Raw genomic sequence first — 17,372 nt, forward strand, 5'->3', positions numbered from 1 at the left:
CACCCCTCCTGGCGGGCGATGCCTGTCGCCGCCCGTTATTTGGTACTACTGTTTTCATAGTGTCTAATGTACTATTGGTGTCAGGCACCAAGTTAGAGCATTCCTTTTGTTGAGGGTACACCTTTGATGCGCGGGTCAATGGTCGTTGCTTCGTCAAGTGCTCTTGCCAATGCTTTAAACACGGCTTCAATCATATGGTGTGTATTGTGGCCATAATGAACAATCACGTGGAGGTTCATTCGTGCTTCCAACGCAAGTTTCCAAAGAAATTCATGGACAAGCTCTGTATCAAACGTTCCAACCTTTTGGCTTGGGAATTCTGCACGCATTTCAAGATGCGGACGGTTGCTGAGGTCCACGACAACTTGTGCTAATGCCTCATCCATGGGTACAAAAGCATTCCCGTACCGTTTTATGCCACGTTTGTCTCCTAATGCTTCACGAAGTGTCTGGCCTAAACAGATCCCGATATCTTCAGTAGTATGGTGATCATCTACCTCTGTATCGCCTTTTGCATCCACGGTAAGGTTGAACTGCCCGTGTTTTGCGAATAGATCGAGCATATGGGTCAGAAAAGGGACACCGGTTTCGAGATTGGATTGGCCATCCCCATCAATATCTAAGGATAGTTTTATTTTTGTTTCATTGGTATTCCGTTCTATGCTTGCTACTCTTTCCATAAATGGAACCTCCGTCAATTAATTTTGTCCTCTAGCAGCTTTACAAGTTATCATTGTTCAATCTAGTTTCGATCGCACGAGCATGTGCTTCAAGCCCTTCCAGCCGGGCGAATTTCGCAATTTTTGCTCCATTGTCTTTTAAAGCTTTTTCACTATATATAACCACACTTGATTTCTTTTGAAAATCATCTACATTCAGTGGACTTGAGAAGCGCGCAGTTCCGTTTGTCGGCAGGACATGGTTCGGTCCGGCAAAATAATCGCCCACTGGTTCTGAACTATAGCGGCCAATAAAAATGGCGCCAGCATGCCGGATTTTCCCAAGTAACTCCATTGGATTGGCAGTGATGACTTCAAGGTGTTCAGGTGCTAATTGATTTACGGTTTCAACTGCTTCTTCGATATCAGACGTCACATATATTGCACCGTAGTCGGCAATTGAGCGGGATGCAATTTCTTTACGAGGTAAAACCGCCAGTTGTTTTTCAACTTCTTGGGACACGGCTTCTGCTAAGGCAGCCGACGGTGTTACTAACACACTGCAGGCACGCGGGTCATGCTCGGCCTGTGATAGCAGGTCTGCCGCCACTTCGTCTGCCCGGGCTGTTTCATCTGCTAAAATAGCAATCTCACTTGGACCGGCAATCATATCAATATCGACATCACCGAATACTTCCCGTTTGGCCAAAGCCACAAAGATGTTTCCTGGACCCGTAATTTTATCAACAGCAGCAATTGATTCTGTTCCATAGGCGAGGGCTGCTATCGCTTGGGCACCGCCTGCTTTATAAATTTCTTCGACGCCTGCTTCCTTTGCTGCCACGAGCACTGCGGCTGGTAGACTTCCATCACTGCCTGGCGGAGACACCATGACAATTCGTTTAACTCCAGCAACTTTTGCGGGAATTACATTCATTAATACCGATGATGGATAGGCGGCTGTCCCGCCTGGTACATATACCCCCACTGAATCGAGCGGGGTTATTTTTTGACCAAGAATGGTCCCATTCTCTTCGGTTGTCATCCAAGAAGGCCGGAGCTGTTTCTCATGAAAATTGCGAATGTTTTCCGCAGCTTCACGAACAATCTTGATATATTCGTCATCTACATTTCCATATGCTGCATCCATTTCCTGATTGGTAACAGAAAAAGACGCTAAATTAACCCGATCAAATTGTTCCGTAAACTCCCTTAATGCCTGGTCACCGCGCTGGCGAATTTCGGTAATGATATTTTTTACAATCGTGAGTTGCTCGTTCGTACCCGCTTCAATGGAACGCTTGATGGAAACTAGTTCCTTTACTTTTAGTATTTTCATATGTAAAAACCCCCTTACACTACTTCGCTAAGGCGTTTCACCATTTCATCGATTTGTTGATCCTTGATACGGTAACTGACAGGATTTACGATAAAACGGGATGTCACGTCTTTGATTCGTTCATATTCCACGAGTCCATTTTCCTTCAACGTCCGGCCGGTTGAAACAATATCGACAATTCGGTCAGATAATCCGATAATCGGAGCCAGCTCAATGGAACCATTTAATTTAATAATTTCCACCTGTTCCCCTTGTTCACGGAAATAAGCCTCGGCAACATGAGGATATTTAGTGGCAACTCTCGGGGCCACATCGTTCATTTTTGTATTTGGAAGTCCAGCAACGGCCAAATAGCAGTAGCTGATTTTCAGGTCAAGGAGTTCGTAGACATCGCGCTCTTCCTCAAGTAATACGTCCTTTCCGGCAATACCGACATCGGCAACGCCGTGCTCCACATATGTAGCCACATCCATTGGCTTTGCTAAAATAAACCGCAAACCTTCCTCAGGTACATCAATAATCAATTTCCGTGAATCATCAAATTCTGGCGGCAGCTGATAACCTGCTTTACGGAGTAGTTCCAATGCCTCTATAAAAATCCGTCCCTTTGGCATCGCAATTGTTAATACATTACTCATTAGCGCGGCCTCCAATTAAATACGTAGTATCGAAAAACCGTTTTGTAAAAGCATCAAGATTTTTTACACCGGTGATATCTTGAAGAACGGCCTTTTTTCCTTGCTCATGCATGCTTTCAGCGAGTTGGAAGGCTTCCTTACGCCGCTCTTGACTGAAGAAAATGCAATGTGTGGTATTTTCTAGTTGTCCGCCCCCGAGTGCCTCCAGCAGCATGTCAACCCGAACGGCAAAGCCAGTGGCGCTCGCAATCTTTCCGAACTTCTCAATTAAACTATAGCGGCCGCCATTTCCAATTGGAAAGCCAACATTGCCCGCATAGGCCTCAAATAAAATACCTGAATAATAACTCATATGACTAACGATGGTAAAATCAAATTTCACATTTTCCTCGACACCATAATCCCTAATAACTTCCCACAGTTCTTTCAATTCCTGTAAGGCTTGCTTGCCTTTGTCATTTTCAATAATCGCGAGGGCTTGGCTGATCACCTCAACCCCGCCTCTTAATTCTAATAGCTGCAATAATCTTTGCTTATCAATGGAGGATAACTGCAGTGAGTTTACGTGCTCACGGTATCCAACATAATTTTTCTCAAATAAGTATTTCCGTAAGGCTGTTGCCCTGCCGTTCGTTCCAAGAATTTGCACAAATAATTCCTGCACAAAGCCAACATGTCCAATCGAGACTTGGAATTGTTGCAATCCTGCCTTTTTTAATGAGGAGATCAATAAGGCAATGACCTCTCCATCACAGGAGATAGATTCCTCATTCAAGCATTCAATCCCAATTTGTTCGAATTCTGCTGGACGGCCGCCCTCACGCTGCTGGGCACGAAATACATTAGCTGAGTAGGCTAACCTGACGGGAAGGTCCTCATTTAAAAGTTTTGATGCAGCTACTCGTGCAATTGGCGCGGTCATATCAGGCCGAAGTACGAGCGTATGCCCTTCTTTGTCGAGTAATTTAAAAAGCTGCGGATCCGCAATCGCAGAGGCCGCTCCAACGGTTTCATAGTATTCAAGTGTGGGTGTTTCAATAAATTGATAGCCCCATAGTTTCATCGTATCTGCCATTAAGGAACGAACATGGTGCTTTTTCTCAAAAAGTTCTGGCAGCGTATCCCGCATTCCTAATGGTTTTTCAAACATAAACAAGTGACTCAACATATTCACCATCTTCCATTTGCTTTAGTCTGCTAATATATTAGAGAGATAAAGTTAATAGTTGTAGTTTACTCCTTGTGGCATTATCCGTCAATTAAAAAGTGGCGGCTGTTTGCCAGTTATGTATTATTTTTTTGTAAGTTTTAATAATTCCGTTAATTTATTCTAGTAAAAAACCCGGTTATCCAACCAGGCTCATGTTACTTTACTACTCACACCATAAATCGGGTCATCCGCCCAACGCTCGGCCATTTCTTCCTTCGTATAAATCATCCGCATCGGGTTTCCACCCACGAATGCCCCTGCTGGTACATCCTTATGGACAAGCGTACCAGCAGACACAATCGCCCCATCACCAATCGTCACTCCAGGAAGAATGGTCGAGTTTGCACCAATCATTACTTCACTGCCAATTGTAACAGGCCCAAGCCGATATTCTTTTATTAAATACTCATGAGCAAGAATAGTCGTATTATAGCCGATGACCGTATTGCTGCCGACACTGATTTTCTCCGGAAACATGACGTCCAGCATGACCATTAAGGCAAAAGACGTTTGGTTCCCGACCTTAAGCCCTAAAAACACCCGATATAGCCAATTCTTCATCCCTAAAAAGGGGGTGTATCGAGCTAACTGAATAACAATAAAATTTTTTACAACCTTCCAGAATGGCACCGTTTTGTACACATGCCATAACGAATTCGCCCCTTCAACAGGGATGCGGGTCGTATTTCTCATGTTTCTCACTCTCCGAGAACTGTTAATAAGTCAGCCATGGTTTCCAACATATAGTCAGGTTCATAACTTGCTACATACTCCCGGCCTTTAATCGACCAGGCCACGCCTGCCGTCAAAGTACCAGCATTTTTTCCAGCTAAAATATCATGGAAATTGTCGCCTACCATGATGGTTTCAGAAGCGGAAGATCCCAATTGTTCTAACGCATTAAAAATAGGCTCTGGATCCGGCTTCGTCTTTTTTACATGTTCATAAGCCACGATCACTCCAAAAAAGCGCTCCAGATTCATTAAACGTAAACCCTTCAACGTTACGTCGATTCGTTTCGTAGTAACCACCCCAAGCTTATAGCCCCGCTCCTTCAACGTCTGAATGGTTTCCGATACATGAGGGAATTCCTTGACAAGCTCATCATGTTTGGCAATGTTAAAGGCCCGATATTCTGTGACTAATTCCTCTACCCGTTCAGGATCAATACTGTCAAAGGCCTCGTGAAGAGTCGGTCCAAGAAAAGGGAGGACATCCTCTCGCTGGTATTTGCTTGGATAATACTTTTCGAGCGTATGTAAATAGGTGGAAATGATTAGTTCATTTGTATCAATCAAGGTACCATCTAAATCAAAAAGTACGGTTGTTATGTTGTTAGTCATAGGTGGCTTCCTTCCTTTTTATTAGTCCAGATCTTTTCCAAATGGTACCGACAACTAAGGTCAATACTATCGCAACGCCCAGCCTGATTAAAAACAGTGGCAGCACTGGGATACCCAGCGGGATAAAAATTAATGTATCTTCTACAACAGCATGGCAGGCCATGAGAAAAATAAATGCTAGGGTGATATCCTTTTTGCTAACTCCATCTTCTTTCACCGCTTGGATCATAACCCCGGCACCATAGGCAAGACCGAATAATAATCCCGCAGCCATCGTCGTTGAGGTATTCTCCTTCATGCCCAGGGTTTTTGTAATAGGGGCCATTGTTTTTGAAAATTTGTTGAGCCAATGTAAGTCTTTTAAAATTTGGATCACAATCATGAGTGGAATTACAATCATCGCTAGTTGGAGAATTCCAAGCCCCGCCTTTTGAATCGCATTAAGTAGAATCCCCATCATGCTGCCAGCCTGCTCGGCACTAGATTGAACCAAACCATAGTGGGCGTTTTCCCCGCCTCCATGCCAGATAAGGTTAATCACTATTGCAGAAAGGAGAGCGAGCCCTGGTCTCGTCACAAGGACAACCCACAGTTTCACACCCGCTCTCATAGCAACGCCAGATTCGATGAATAAATTATGTGAAAATGACAGCATCACCGCTAAAATAAAGACTTCCTTGACTGAAAAATCAAGCGTTAAGATGGCACCAATTGCTGCATAGAGATTAAGAAAATTGCCCAATACAAGCGGAATGGCCGCATCTCCAGGCAACCCGAGCATTTCCATCAATGGAGAAATCAGTTTCATTACCCATGGCAGTACAGGCGTGTATTGTAATACCGCCACGATAAGGGTTACCGGAAAAATTACTTTCCCCAAGGTCCAAGTTGTCTTTAAACCAACCAGTAACCCCTTTTTTAAGGAGTTAAATAGCATTTCCCCATTCCCCTTCTTTGAACATCTGTAAAGTTATTTTTATTAACGTTAATTAGTTTGATCTAAATAATGCGCTACTGACTGTTGCTTGACACGGCGATAGATGAGAATTGCCAATGCCCCAATAATAAGCGCAATGGAAATGGTTTGTGCCATTCTCAGGCTTCCCAGCATCAAGCTGTCCGTCCTTAATCCCTCGACGAAAAAGCGGCCGATCGAATACCAAATGACATAAGAAAGGAACAATTCGCCGCGGCGGAAATTTACACGGCGCAACAACATTAACAAGATAAAGCCGGCAAAGTCCCATATGGATTCATATAAAAAGGTAGGATGATAATAGGTACCGTTAATATACATTTGGTTGATGATAAAATCAGGTAAGTGTAAGTTCTCTAGAAAAGACCGTGTTACCTCACCGCCATGGGCTTCCTGGTTCATAAAATTCCCCCAGCGGCCAATGGCTTGTCCAAGGATGATGCTTGGTGCTGCAATATCAGCAATTTTCCAGAAAGAGATTCCCCTCTTTTTTGAAAACACATAAGCAGTTAGTACAGAACCAATTAAAGCTCCGTGAATGGCAATTCCGCCATTCCAAATTTTAGGGATATCTGCCACGTGATTCGCATAATACTTCCATTCAAAAATGACATAATAAATCCGGGCAGAAATAATCGCAATGGGAATGGCCCAAAGCATTAAATCGGCAAATGTATCCTGCGGCAGTCCTCTCCGGCGGCCTTCCCTAATCGCAAGATACAGGGCAAGTGCCAGACCCGATCCGATAATAATCCCATACCAATGCACGTCAATGGGACCAAGTGAAAAGGCAATCGGGTTAAGCGGCTGAATTGTCTCATTCATCTCTCTTTTCTCTCCTTACATATCCTCATGATCGGCGTCTTCAATCACATCTGAAAGACGATCTGTAAATTGCTGGGCTGCATTCACGCCCATTCGTTTTAATCGATAATTCATGGCCGCCACTTCAATAATAACAGCGAGGTTCCGGCCTGGGCGAACAGGGACCGTCAGTTTGGTTACCTCTGTGTCAATAATCTTCATTTTCTCTTCATCTAGACCAAGGCGGTCATATTGTTTTTTAGAATCCCAAATTTCTAGATTCATGACAAGTGTGATTCGTTTATTACTGCGCACAGCACCTGCACCAAACAAGGTCATAACATTAATAATTCCTAAACCGCGGATTTCCAACAAATGCTCGATTAAGTCAGGTGAGGTTCCGACTAGTGTATCCTGATCCTCTTGCCGAATCTCGACGCAGTCATCTGCTACCAGCCGGTGGCCGCGCTTAACCAATTCCAGTGCCGTTTCACTTTTACCTACACCGCTTTTTCCGGTAATTAAAACACCAATGCCATACACATCCACTAACACACCATGAACAGCCGTTGTTGGTGCCAGCTTACTTTCTAAAAAGTTTGTCAAACGGCTAGAGAACCTAGTCGTAACCATGCTGGTTCTTAACACAGGCACCGCTTCCCGTTCTGATGCTTCAATTAACTCAACTGGAACGTCAATATCCCTTGTCACAATAATAGCCGGGGTCACATCGGTGCATAATCGTTCCATGCGTGACATTCGATCACTCGGAGATAGTTCTTGAAAAAAGGACAATTCAGTTTTTCCTAGTAACTGTATTCGCTCGGCTGGATAAAATTCAAAATAACCTGCTATTTCAATTCCTGGCCGTGATATATCACTCATTGTAATCGGGCGGTTAATTCCTTCTTCCCCGCTGATTAATTCTAGCTGAAATTTCTCCAATATATCTTTGGTACGAACTTTTGGCAAAAATTTTCCTCCTCATTTTTTAGAAAATTAGAATTGATGATTTCATACCTCCTATTTTAGCATTTTTTTATCAAGAACCAAACGGAAGTTATTCAAAAACAGAAAAGGTGCACACCATCAGGACCGGTGTGCACCTTTTGCGCTATTTTTTTGCCTTTTTAGATGGTTCCAACAATGTTTTTTGAATGATTACATTCACAAGTGACATGAGTACCGCGAAAAAAACTGCCATGCCAAATCCGTTAATTTCAAAAGCAGCCCCCATCAAATAATCCGTCAGCTCAAGCGTAAGCGCATTTATGACAAATAAAAACAGCCCCATCGTCAAAATGGTTACCGGCAAAGTAAATAAGATAAGGAGCGGACGCACCAGTACATTTAAAATGGATAATAAAATGCTCGCCTGAAGTGCGGCCATAAATCCATTGAGTTGAAAGCTTTCATGAAAATAGCCTGCCAGAGCCATAAATAAAACCGCATTAATCAAACATCCAATTAGCCATCTCATCGGTTGAGGTCTCCTGCTTATTCTTCTCGTGTTTTGTTAATCGTAATGGAACCTGTTTTTGTATCAGCATAGATTTTCATCATTTTCTCTGGATGATTGACAGATTGGAACCGGAGTGATTTTTGGACCATTTCACTCTTCTCCTCGAGCACTTGGACACCAACAAAGTTGACATTAAAGCCGCCCAGGTTTGTTTTAAGTTCCCCATTAATAGGTGTTCCTTCTGGGATGAATAAGTCAATCCCGCCCGTCGTCGCTTTTGCTTGAATCAACTCAGAATGGTTTCCACGCAGATTTAAACTGATATTGCCGTTAAACGACTGCATTTCTACCTTTTTAAACTCACCATCAAGCTGGATGGCGCCATTAATCGTTTCCGTTTCGATTTCATTGAATTGACTTCCAGCCACCTTGATTTTTCCGTTTGCTGTTTCCACCTCTGCCTTTTTCCCATTCAGTCGGTCAAGGGCAATTTTGCCGTTCGCTGTTTTCACTCGTAAATCTTCTACGTTCATTTCTTCCCCAGTAACGGACCCATTAAACATTCGAATCCTTATCCGGTCATACTGTGTTTTCGGCACATAGAGGATCGCTTCGACCTTCATCCATTTTTGCTGTGTGGCAAACCGTAATTTCTGTTGGTCTACTTGAAAAATAACATCCCGTAGAAAGTTTTGCCGTGCTTGGTCCTGATTCTCAACCCGATATACTTTTGCCTGGCACTCAATTCTTACATCCGGCTGCTCCCATACGGCAAGTTTTACGTTACCGTTCGCTACATCAATGTCGATGTTTTTTACATCCACGTCACCTTGGTGGAAGATATGCGAGATATCAACGGATTGGCCAAAGTTCAAGTCGAAATCAAAATCCTTAATTTTTTTCAAAGCTGAATCGACAAAGTCAAAAATCTTATCCTTGGTTGATTGATATTTCGCTTGGAACGGTTCTTCCTTTTTTGTTTCCTCAAATTGAACGGCAGTTGATAATTCTTGGACAATTTCTTCCTGCTTTTGTTCCATCGTCTTCTGTGCTTTCTCTAATTCATCGAGTAGCGCCAACGCCTCGCCAGCCTTTAACTTTCCCTCTTCGACCATTTGTAAAATCCGTTTTCTTTCCTCATTCATGCTTTTCCACCTCAGTTTAAATAGTTTCTATTATAAAGCTTATTCTGCTGTTAGTACCTTTACGCCTTTGATAATATTCCAGATCACGATTATGATCCAAAGGATAACAAGAGCACCGATGCTAACAATCGTAAGGACGGGAACTTGGTTTTCCATATTGGCAAAATCATAAAATACAGCCCATGCAAGCAGCGGGGTCGGAATCAGTGGAATTAAGTGAGACAATAAGGCACTCTTGGCATTCCTTTTTGTCTTTTCATCACCAGTTGCAAAATAGACGGCCAGCGGAAAAAGAAACCCAGCGAAAAAAATACTAAAGTAGCATAAACTTGATAAAACCTTTCGTGTTTCCATTTGGATCATCACCTCTATCCTTTATGTACGAATAGGAGGCAAAAAGGTTTCTATAAATCTAAAAGAAAAGGTTAGCAGTCTTCTTATTCCTGTATTCCCGGAGAGTTTGGAATTATTCCGACAACCATATAAAAAGAGCCCCAATCAACAGGCAGCCCTGCTGATTATGGCTCTTCTAAAAATATCTTATGCTTTTACGGTACTATTCTCTTCTATTTGTTGTTTCATCCGCAAACGGTCACGCTCTAGGATTGGCTTAAGGTACCTGCCCGTATAGGAATCTGGGGTTTCAGCGATTTTCTCAGGTGTTCCGGTCGCAACAATCGTTCCACCTTTGTCGCCCCCTTCAGGTCCAAGATCAATCAGGTAATCGGCCGCCTTAATCACATCTAGATTATGCTCGATCACAAGAACCGTATCGCCATTATCCACCAAGCGCTGCAGTACACCCAGTAAGCGGGCAATATCATCGACATGGAGACCAGTTGTCGGTTCATCTAAAATATAGAATGATTTCCCATTCGAGCGGCGGTGCAGCTCAGACGCAAGTTTTACACGCTGGGCTTCGCCTCCTGATAAGGTTGTTGCCGGCTGGCCTAGTTTGATATAGCCCAGACCGACATCCAAAATCGTCTGCAGCTTACGTCTGATTCTTGGAACGTTTTCGAAAAATTCAACCGCTGCTTCAACCGTCATATCGAGGATATCCGCAATACTTTTCCCTTTATATTTCACTTCCAGAGTTTCACGATTATACCGTTTGCCATGGCAGACTTCGCACGGTACATAGACGTCTGGCAAAAAGTGCATTTCAATTTTGAGGATTCCATCGCCGCGGCAGGCCTCACATCGGCCGCCCTTCACATTAAAGCTGAACCGGCCTTTTTTATAACCGCGTACCTTCGCTTCATTTGTGGAGGCAAATAAATCACGAACATCATCAAACACACCTGTATAGGTAGCTGGATTGGAGCGCGGTGTTCTGCCGATTGGCGATTGGTCAATATCAATCACCTTCTCTAACAAATCGATCCCCTTGATACTCTTGTGTGCCCCTGGCTTTGTTTTAGCACGATTGAGCTTTTGCGCTAACGCTTTATTAAGAATCTCATTTACAAGTGAACTCTTCCCAGAACCTGACACACCAGTAACCGCAACAAACACTCCAAGCGGAAACTTCACATTCACATTTTTTAAATTGTTTTCGGAAGCACCCTTGATTTCAACAAAACGGCCATCCGGCTTTCTGCGCTCTAGTGGAAGCGGGATAAATTTTTTTCCGGATAAATATTGACCGGTTAGCGAATTCGGGTCAGCCATCACTTGTTCAGGTGTACCGGCTGAAATAATTTCCCCGCCATGCACACCTGCACCAGGGCCGACATCAATTAAATAATCGGCAGCAAGCATGGTATCTTCATCATGCTCAACTACAATTAAGGTATTACCAATATCGCGCATGGTTTTTAATGCTCCAATTAAGCGGTCATTATCGCGTTGATGTAAACCAATCGACGGTTCATCCAAAATATATAAGACACCCGTTAGGCGCGATCCGATTTGCGTGGCCAAACGGATCCGCTGAGCTTCACCGCCTGAAAGGGTTCCCGCTGTCCGGCTGAGTGTTAAGTAGTCTAAGCCCACATTAACCAAGAAGCCGAGGCGTTCTCTGATTTCTTGAAAAATCAACTTGGCAATTTGCATTTCTTTTTCTGAAAGCTTTAATTGTGCGAAAAATTGCTGGGCTTCGATAATCGAAAGGTCAGTCACTTCGGCAATATGCTGGCCATTAATTAATACGGCTAGGGTTTCTTTTTTCAAACGGTCACCTTTACAGGTTGGACACGGCATCTCAGCCATGTATTTTTGCATTTGTTCACGGATATAGTCAGAGCTTGTCTCTTTATAGCGGCGCTCGACATTGCGCATGACGCCTTCAAATTGAATATTTCCATCCCGTATTTGGCCGAAATCATTCTCATAACGGAAGTAGATTTTATCTTTTCCTGAACCATAGAGGACTTTATCAAGCAGGTGGTCGGGTATATCCTTAACCGGAATATCCATATCAATCCCATAATGGTTACAAACAGCCTCTAACAGCTGGGGATAATATTGAGAACTGGTTGGTTCCCATGGTGCAATTGCATGTTGTTTTAACGTCAAATCCTTATTGGGAATAACCAAGTCAAGATCGACTTCCAGCTTGGAACCGAGCCCGTCACATTCAGGGCAGGCACCAAATGGACTGTTGAAGGAAAACATTCGCGGTTCAAGTTCGCCAATTGAAAAACCACAAATAGGACATGCATGATTTTCACTAAATAATAGCTCTTCCTCGCCCATCACATCGACGATTACTTTTCCTTCACCCAGTTTCAGAGCAGTCTCGAGTGAATCGGAAATTCTAGCCGAAATGCCGTCTTTTACAACAATTCGGTCTATGACCACTTCAATGGAATGCTTTTTATTTTTTTCAAGTTCTATCTCTTCACTGAGGTCAAGCATTTCTCCATCTACCCGCACACGAACAAAGCCCTGTTTTTTAATATCCTCCAATACCTTCACATGCGCGCCTTTACGACCGGATATAATGGGTGCAAGGATTTGCATTTTCGTCCGTTCTGGGTAGTCAAGAATTCTGTCTACCATTTGCTCAATTGTCTGCGAAGAGATTTCAATATGGTGAATCGGACAGGTTGGATGTCCGATCCTCGCATACAATAAACGTAAATAATCATAGATTTCTGTTACCGTCCCGACCGTTGAACGCGGGTTCCGGCTTGTCGTTTTTTGATCTATGGCAATAGCTGGTGATAATCCTTCAATGGCATCCACATCTGGTTTATCCATTTGTCCTAGGAACTGCCGGGCATAAGCAGACAGGGACTCGACATAACGCCGCTGTCCTTCTGCATAAATCGTATCAAAAGCGAGCGAGGACTTACCTGAACCAGAAAGTCCTGTCAAAACCACAAGCTTATCTCTCGGAATGGTGACATCTACATTTTTCAAATTGTTGGCACGCGCGCCTTTCACAATCAGCTTATCTATTGCCATCTATTCGTCATCCTTCCGCTTTCAATTCCAATAATAAATCACGAAGCTCAGCAGCACGTTCGAAGTTTAGTGCCTTTGCTTCGGCTTTCATTTCTTTTTCCATTGTCATGATTAATTTTTCTTTTTCCTTCTTCGACATCTTGCCGAAGGAAGCCGTTGGTTTGTATTCTTCCTGATCCTCAGCAGCATGTGTAGCGCGAATCACGTCACGGATTTCCTTTTGAATTGTCATTGGCGTAATGCCGTGTTTCCGATTATATTCTTCCTGAATGGCACGGCGCCGCTTTGTCTCACTAATCGCAAGTTCCATTGAATGGGTGATTTTATCAGCATACATAATAACATGACCGTTAGCATTTCTGGCAGCCCGGCCTATCGTTTGAATTAAGGAACGTTCCGACCGCAGGAAGCCTTCTTTATCAGCATCAAGAATCGTAATTAACGAAACCTCGGGAATATCGAGTCCTTCCCGGAGCAGGTTAATACCAACTAGCACATCGTATTTACCAAGGCGAAGCTCGCGTATAATTTCAATCCGCTCTAATGTTTTGACCTCTGAATGCAAATATTGCACTTTTATTCCGATTTCTTTCAGATAATCGGTGAGATCCTCTGACATTTTTTTGGTAAGGGTGGTAATCAATACACGTTCATTTTTCTTCACACGCTCTTGTATTTCACCAATCAAATCATCAATTTGGCCTTCGATCGGACGGATTTCAATTGTCGGATCTAGTAAACCTGTTGGACGAATGATTTGCTCAATCATCTCTGGCGTATGCTCAAGCTCAAATGGTCCTGGTGTAGCAGACACGAAAATGGCATTATGAATATGCTTTTCAAATTCATCAAAAGTGAGCGGGCGGTTATCGAGTGCGGATGGCAAGCGAAAGCCGTGATCGACTAACACTTGCTTCCGCGCTTTGTCACCATTAAACATACCCCTTACTTGCGGCAGGGTAACATGTGACTCATCGACAATCAGCAGGAAGTCCTCAGGAAAGTAATCAAGCAGAGTATAGGGTGTTGAACCTGGTGGTCTCAGTGTTAGATGCCGGGAGTAGTTTTCAATTCCTGAGCAAAAGCCCATTTCCCGCATCATTTCTAAGTCATAACGTGTCCGCTGTTCAATCCGCTGGGCTTCCAGCAGTTTATCTTCAGCCCTAAGTTCTGCAAGTCGCTCCTCGAGTTCCTTTTCAATATTCTCGATGGCAAGACGCATTTTCTCTTCTCTTGTAACGAAGTGGGAGGCCGGGAAAATGGCAATATGGGAACGCTCGCCGATGATTTCTCCTGTAAGAGCATCAACCTCACGAATCCTGTCAATTTCATCACCGAAGAATTCCACCCTTACGCAATGTTCGTCGCGGGAAACAGGGAAAATTTCGACGACATCGCCGCGAACGCGGAACGTTCCCCGTTTAAAGTCAATATCATTTCGTTCATATTGGATATCAATTAATCGATGGAGCAGCTGATTGCGTTCGATTTCCATGCCAGTGCGGAGGGATAATACCATCTCGCGGTATTCTTCCGGCGAACCGAGTCCATATATACAAGACACACTCGCGATAATGATGACATCTTTCCGCTCAAATAAAGAAGATGTCGCTGAGTGCCGTAGTTTATCAATCTCATCATTGATGCTCGCATCTTTTTCAATAAAGGTATCAGTTTGAGGCACGTACGCTTCCGGCTGATAGTAATCATAGTAACTAACAAAATACTCAACCGCATTATTTGGGAAAAATTCTTTAAACTCACTGTAGAGCTGTCCGGCCAACGTTTTGTTGTGGGCAATGACAAGGGTCGGTTTATTTATTTCTTTTATCACGTTTGATACAGTAAATGTTTTCCCCGTTCCTGTGGCACCAAGAAGGGTTTGATAACGCTTGTTCTCCTTAATCCCTTCAACTAATTGACGAATGGCTTCAGGCTGGTCACCTTGTGGCGAGTACTTTGAAACTAATTCAAATTGGTCCATCACAATTCATTTCCTCCCATAAAAAAAATCACTCCACAGCTAATGAGTGCCGGTTTGGTGCTGGAAAGTGGATTCGCTAAAAATACATATTAACATTCTACCACATTCCCCCAAAAACAAACCACCAATATGCGAACTAGTATTCGATTTATTTAAAAAAGTAGAAGGTTCCAGCCTCTGTACACTGGAGACAGGCTGCTACATAAGTTTCCAAGAATTCATTCTGGTGATCTTATAAAAAAAGCCTGTCCAACTTAATGGACAAGCTTCACAATTTTAGCTATGTTTAACTGCTCGCGGTTTCATTTTGGCAGCGAGCCAGAACCCAGCGGTAAGCGAGAAGGCATCAATGACAATAAGATAAAATGTGTCGGTGTACCCTTTATAGACAGATGCAGCAATGAGCGCAACGGTTAAAACAAGTCCGATGAAGCGATTATAAGTGACCCGTGAAAATAGTAATACTAGTAAACCAGGCATAATCAGTGCCGAAAATATCCTAATTACCTCAAACAATGGGTTCACCTCATTCCATTTAATTCTGTTAATTCATTTTAAAAATTTACTAGCAAAATTGCAACTAAAAACTCTATGCTTATTCCTCAAGCTTGATTAAATGGTCCGCTGCCTTCTGCTGAGAAAGGAGACTGACTAGTATAAATGCTAAAAATGAAAGAATGATCGGCATGATGACCGTATGAAACCCAAAGGCATTGGGATGAAAACGATCGAGGAGAATATATGATCCCATCCCGACTATCATGGCCGTGATGGCTCCGTACTTGTTTCCCTTGCTCCAATATAGACCTAAAATGACTGGCCAAATAAAGACAGATTCCAGGCCGCCAAACGAGAATAGATTTAGCCACACAATTAAATCAGGCGGACTTAACGCCAGGATAATGACAAAAATCCCAATTATGGCGGTGACACTAAAACTAATCTTTTTCACCTGGTTATCTTTTGCGTTCGGCTTGATGTAATTTAAATAAACATCCTTTACAAGGGCAGAGCTCACCAAGATGAGTAAAGCATCCACGGTCGACATGATGGCTGCCATGGGAGCGGCGAGAACAATTCCAGCCACATAGGGCGGCAGCACCTTCATCGACAATAACGGCATTACCGTATCACCGATTTTCACACCTGGAAGAACTGGTCTAGCGAACACACCAATTAAATGCATTCCGAGCATGATGAATCCGACAACAATGGTCCCAATAATGATTGCACTATGCATCGCCCTTGAATTTTTATAAGACATGGCCCGGACCGTAATCTGAGGCAGACCGACAACACCCACTCCAACTAAAATCCAATACGATGATACATAGGAAGGTGTTAAAGTGCGCTCAGCTCCAAAGGGACTGATTAAGTTGGGATTTTCGGCTGCTAAATCAGAAATAATCTTTGGAATTCCTCCTCCAGCTTTAATGGTCGCAATTAGGAGAATCAAGGTTCCCATAAACATCACGACCCCTTGTACGGCGTCTGTTAATGCTACAGCACGAAAGCCGCCGACAATAACAAAAACAAGGACAGAAAAGGCAAAGATGAATAATGCGGTTGTATAATGCAAGCCTGTAAGCGATTCTACAAGCCGAGCCCCGCCGATCCATTGGGCCGTCATCGATGAAAAAAGAAATATGATGATACTTGCCGCAGATAAGATCACAACCGTTTTACTTTGATAACGCTCTTTTAGAAAATCAATTAAGGTAATAGCCTTGTATTGCCGTGCCACAATCGCAAATTTCTTACCTAGCACCATTAAGGTGAAATACCCCGTTGCCAGCTGTGCCATGGCCAAGAACACCCATCCCAGTCCCTGGGTATAAGCAACCCCTGGTCCGCCGATAAAACTGCTTGCACTGCCATAGGTCGCTACCATCGTCATCGCGAGGATGAACCCGCCCATTTGCCGCTCCCCTAGAAAATACTCCTCTAGAAAGGAACTCGATTTGATGACATGTTTGTTGGACCAAAGACCCACAGTGAAGATGATAAGTAAGAAAATAATCAATGGTGTTATAACAGCCCAGTTCACTTGTTTTCCTCCTCTTCCAATTCAAAGGGCACATCTTTAAAAAGTACCTTTACTGTAAAGATGACGAGAAACAACATAACGAGGGAACCGACGATACAGCTGTAAAAGAACCACGCTGGTAAACCAAATATGTACGAATAATTCTCCACTTTATCTGAACCAAGTCCATATCCGAAACCATACCACAAGATAAAATTAATGATAACAAGGATTACTCCAATTATTGCTTCCCGATGGGCAATCTTAAAACGCTTGTCCATTGGATCAACTGTCTTTTTCAACAGTGTTCCTCCTCCTAAACCATGTTCCTATTATTTTTAACTAACCATGAACATTTTACCAAACAATCGA

At 43.3% G+C, this 17,372-nt stretch carries 17 protein-coding genes; all 17 read right to left on the reverse strand.

Features of this window, described 5'->3' with window-relative positions:
* Nucleotides 1-92: 92 nt before the first annotated feature.
* The 17 genes from hisB to AC4E8C_RS20020 all read right to left on the reverse strand — a co-directional run bounded on the left by hisB (nt 93) and on the right by AC4E8C_RS20020 (nt 17,302).
* Complete coding sequence (hisB, locus tag AC4E8C_RS19940) at nt 93-680, reverse strand: imidazoleglycerol-phosphate dehydratase HisB (RefSeq protein ID WP_490208370.1); 588 nt, start codon at nt 678-680, stop codon at nt 93-95.
* Nucleotides 681-720: 40 nt separating this feature from the next.
* Nucleotides 721-1,998 carry a histidinol dehydrogenase gene (gene hisD / locus AC4E8C_RS19945; protein WP_490208371.1) on the reverse strand — a complete coding sequence of 426 codons (1,278 nt, stop codon included), beginning with the start codon at nt 1,996-1,998 and terminating at the stop codon, nt 721-723.
* 14 nt (nt 1,999-2,012) lie between these two features.
* On the reverse strand, nt 2,013-2,636 hold the full coding sequence (gene hisG / locus AC4E8C_RS19950) for an ATP phosphoribosyltransferase (RefSeq protein ID WP_490208372.1): 624 nt from the start codon (nt 2,634-2,636) through the stop codon (nt 2,013-2,015).
* Complete coding sequence (locus AC4E8C_RS19955) at nt 2,629-3,804, reverse strand: ATP phosphoribosyltransferase regulatory subunit (protein ID WP_490208373.1); 1,176 nt, start codon at nt 3,802-3,804, stop codon at nt 2,629-2,631. The genes hisG and AC4E8C_RS19955 overlap by 8 nt, the downstream gene beginning before the upstream one ends.
* Nucleotides 3,805-3,996: 192 nt before the next feature.
* Nucleotides 3,997-4,539, reverse strand: a complete 543-nt coding sequence (locus tag AC4E8C_RS19960) for an acyltransferase (RefSeq protein ID WP_490208374.1) — start codon at nt 4,537-4,539, stop codon at nt 3,997-3,999.
* Between the two features lie 5 nt (nt 4,540-4,544).
* Nucleotides 4,545-5,189, reverse strand: coding sequence for a pyrophosphatase PpaX (ppaX, locus tag AC4E8C_RS19965; RefSeq protein ID WP_490208375.1), 645 nt, complete (start codon nt 5,187-5,189; stop codon nt 4,545-4,547).
* A complete protein-coding gene (locus tag AC4E8C_RS19970; RefSeq protein WP_490208376.1) occupies nt 5,182-6,126 on the reverse strand; it encodes a nucleoside recognition domain-containing protein in 945 nt (314 codons plus the stop codon). The genes ppaX and AC4E8C_RS19970 overlap by 8 nt, the downstream gene beginning before the upstream one ends.
* Before the next feature lie 48 nt (nt 6,127-6,174).
* Nucleotides 6,175-6,990 (reverse strand): prolipoprotein diacylglyceryl transferase, encoded by an 816-nt coding sequence (gene lgt, locus AC4E8C_RS19975; RefSeq protein ID WP_490208377.1) that lies wholly within the window; start codon nt 6,988-6,990, stop codon nt 6,175-6,177.
* 15 nt (nt 6,991-7,005) lie between these two features.
* Nucleotides 7,006-7,941 carry an HPr(Ser) kinase/phosphatase gene (hprK, locus tag AC4E8C_RS19980; RefSeq protein WP_490208378.1) on the reverse strand — a complete coding sequence of 312 codons (936 nt, stop codon included), beginning with the start codon at nt 7,939-7,941 and terminating at the stop codon, nt 7,006-7,008.
* 142 nt (nt 7,942-8,083) lie between these two features.
* A complete protein-coding gene (locus AC4E8C_RS19985; protein WP_490208379.1) occupies nt 8,084-8,449 on the reverse strand; it encodes a phage holin family protein in 366 nt (121 codons plus the stop codon).
* Between the two features lie 17 nt (nt 8,450-8,466).
* Complete coding sequence (locus AC4E8C_RS19990; protein ID WP_490208380.1) at nt 8,467-9,576, reverse strand: DUF4097 family beta strand repeat-containing protein; 1,110 nt, start codon at nt 9,574-9,576, stop codon at nt 8,467-8,469.
* A 39-nt stretch (nt 9,577-9,615) separates the two neighbouring features.
* Entirely contained in the window at nt 9,616-9,930 is a 315-nt protein-coding gene (locus AC4E8C_RS19995; protein WP_490208381.1) for a magnetosome magnetite crystal formation protein family, read from the reverse strand.
* A 186-nt stretch (nt 9,931-10,116) separates the two neighbouring features.
* Nucleotides 10,117-12,990 carry an excinuclease ABC subunit UvrA gene (gene uvrA, locus AC4E8C_RS20000; protein ID WP_490208382.1) on the reverse strand — a complete coding sequence of 958 codons (2,874 nt, stop codon included), beginning with the start codon at nt 12,988-12,990 and terminating at the stop codon, nt 10,117-10,119.
* A gap of 7 nt (nt 12,991-12,997) precedes the next feature.
* Complete coding sequence (uvrB, locus tag AC4E8C_RS20005; protein WP_490208383.1) at nt 12,998-14,977, reverse strand: excinuclease ABC subunit UvrB; 1,980 nt, start codon at nt 14,975-14,977, stop codon at nt 12,998-13,000.
* Between the two features lie 273 nt (nt 14,978-15,250).
* Nucleotides 15,251-15,490 (reverse strand): CsbA family protein, encoded by a 240-nt coding sequence (locus AC4E8C_RS20010; RefSeq protein ID WP_490208384.1) that lies wholly within the window; start codon nt 15,488-15,490, stop codon nt 15,251-15,253.
* 79 nt (nt 15,491-15,569) lie between these two features.
* The gene (gene panF, locus AC4E8C_RS20015; protein WP_490208385.1) at nt 15,570-17,021 is read right to left on the reverse strand and encodes a sodium/pantothenate symporter; all 1,452 of its coding nucleotides are present in this window, start codon (nt 17,019-17,021) and stop codon (nt 15,570-15,572) included.
* Nucleotides 17,018-17,302 carry a YhdT family protein gene (locus AC4E8C_RS20020; RefSeq protein ID WP_490208386.1) on the reverse strand — a complete coding sequence of 95 codons (285 nt, stop codon included), beginning with the start codon at nt 17,300-17,302 and terminating at the stop codon, nt 17,018-17,020. The genes panF and AC4E8C_RS20020 overlap by 4 nt, the downstream gene beginning before the upstream one ends.
* Nucleotides 17,303-17,372 lie beyond the last annotated feature (70 nt).

The organism is Neobacillus sp. SRL179 (assembly GCF_984799095.1).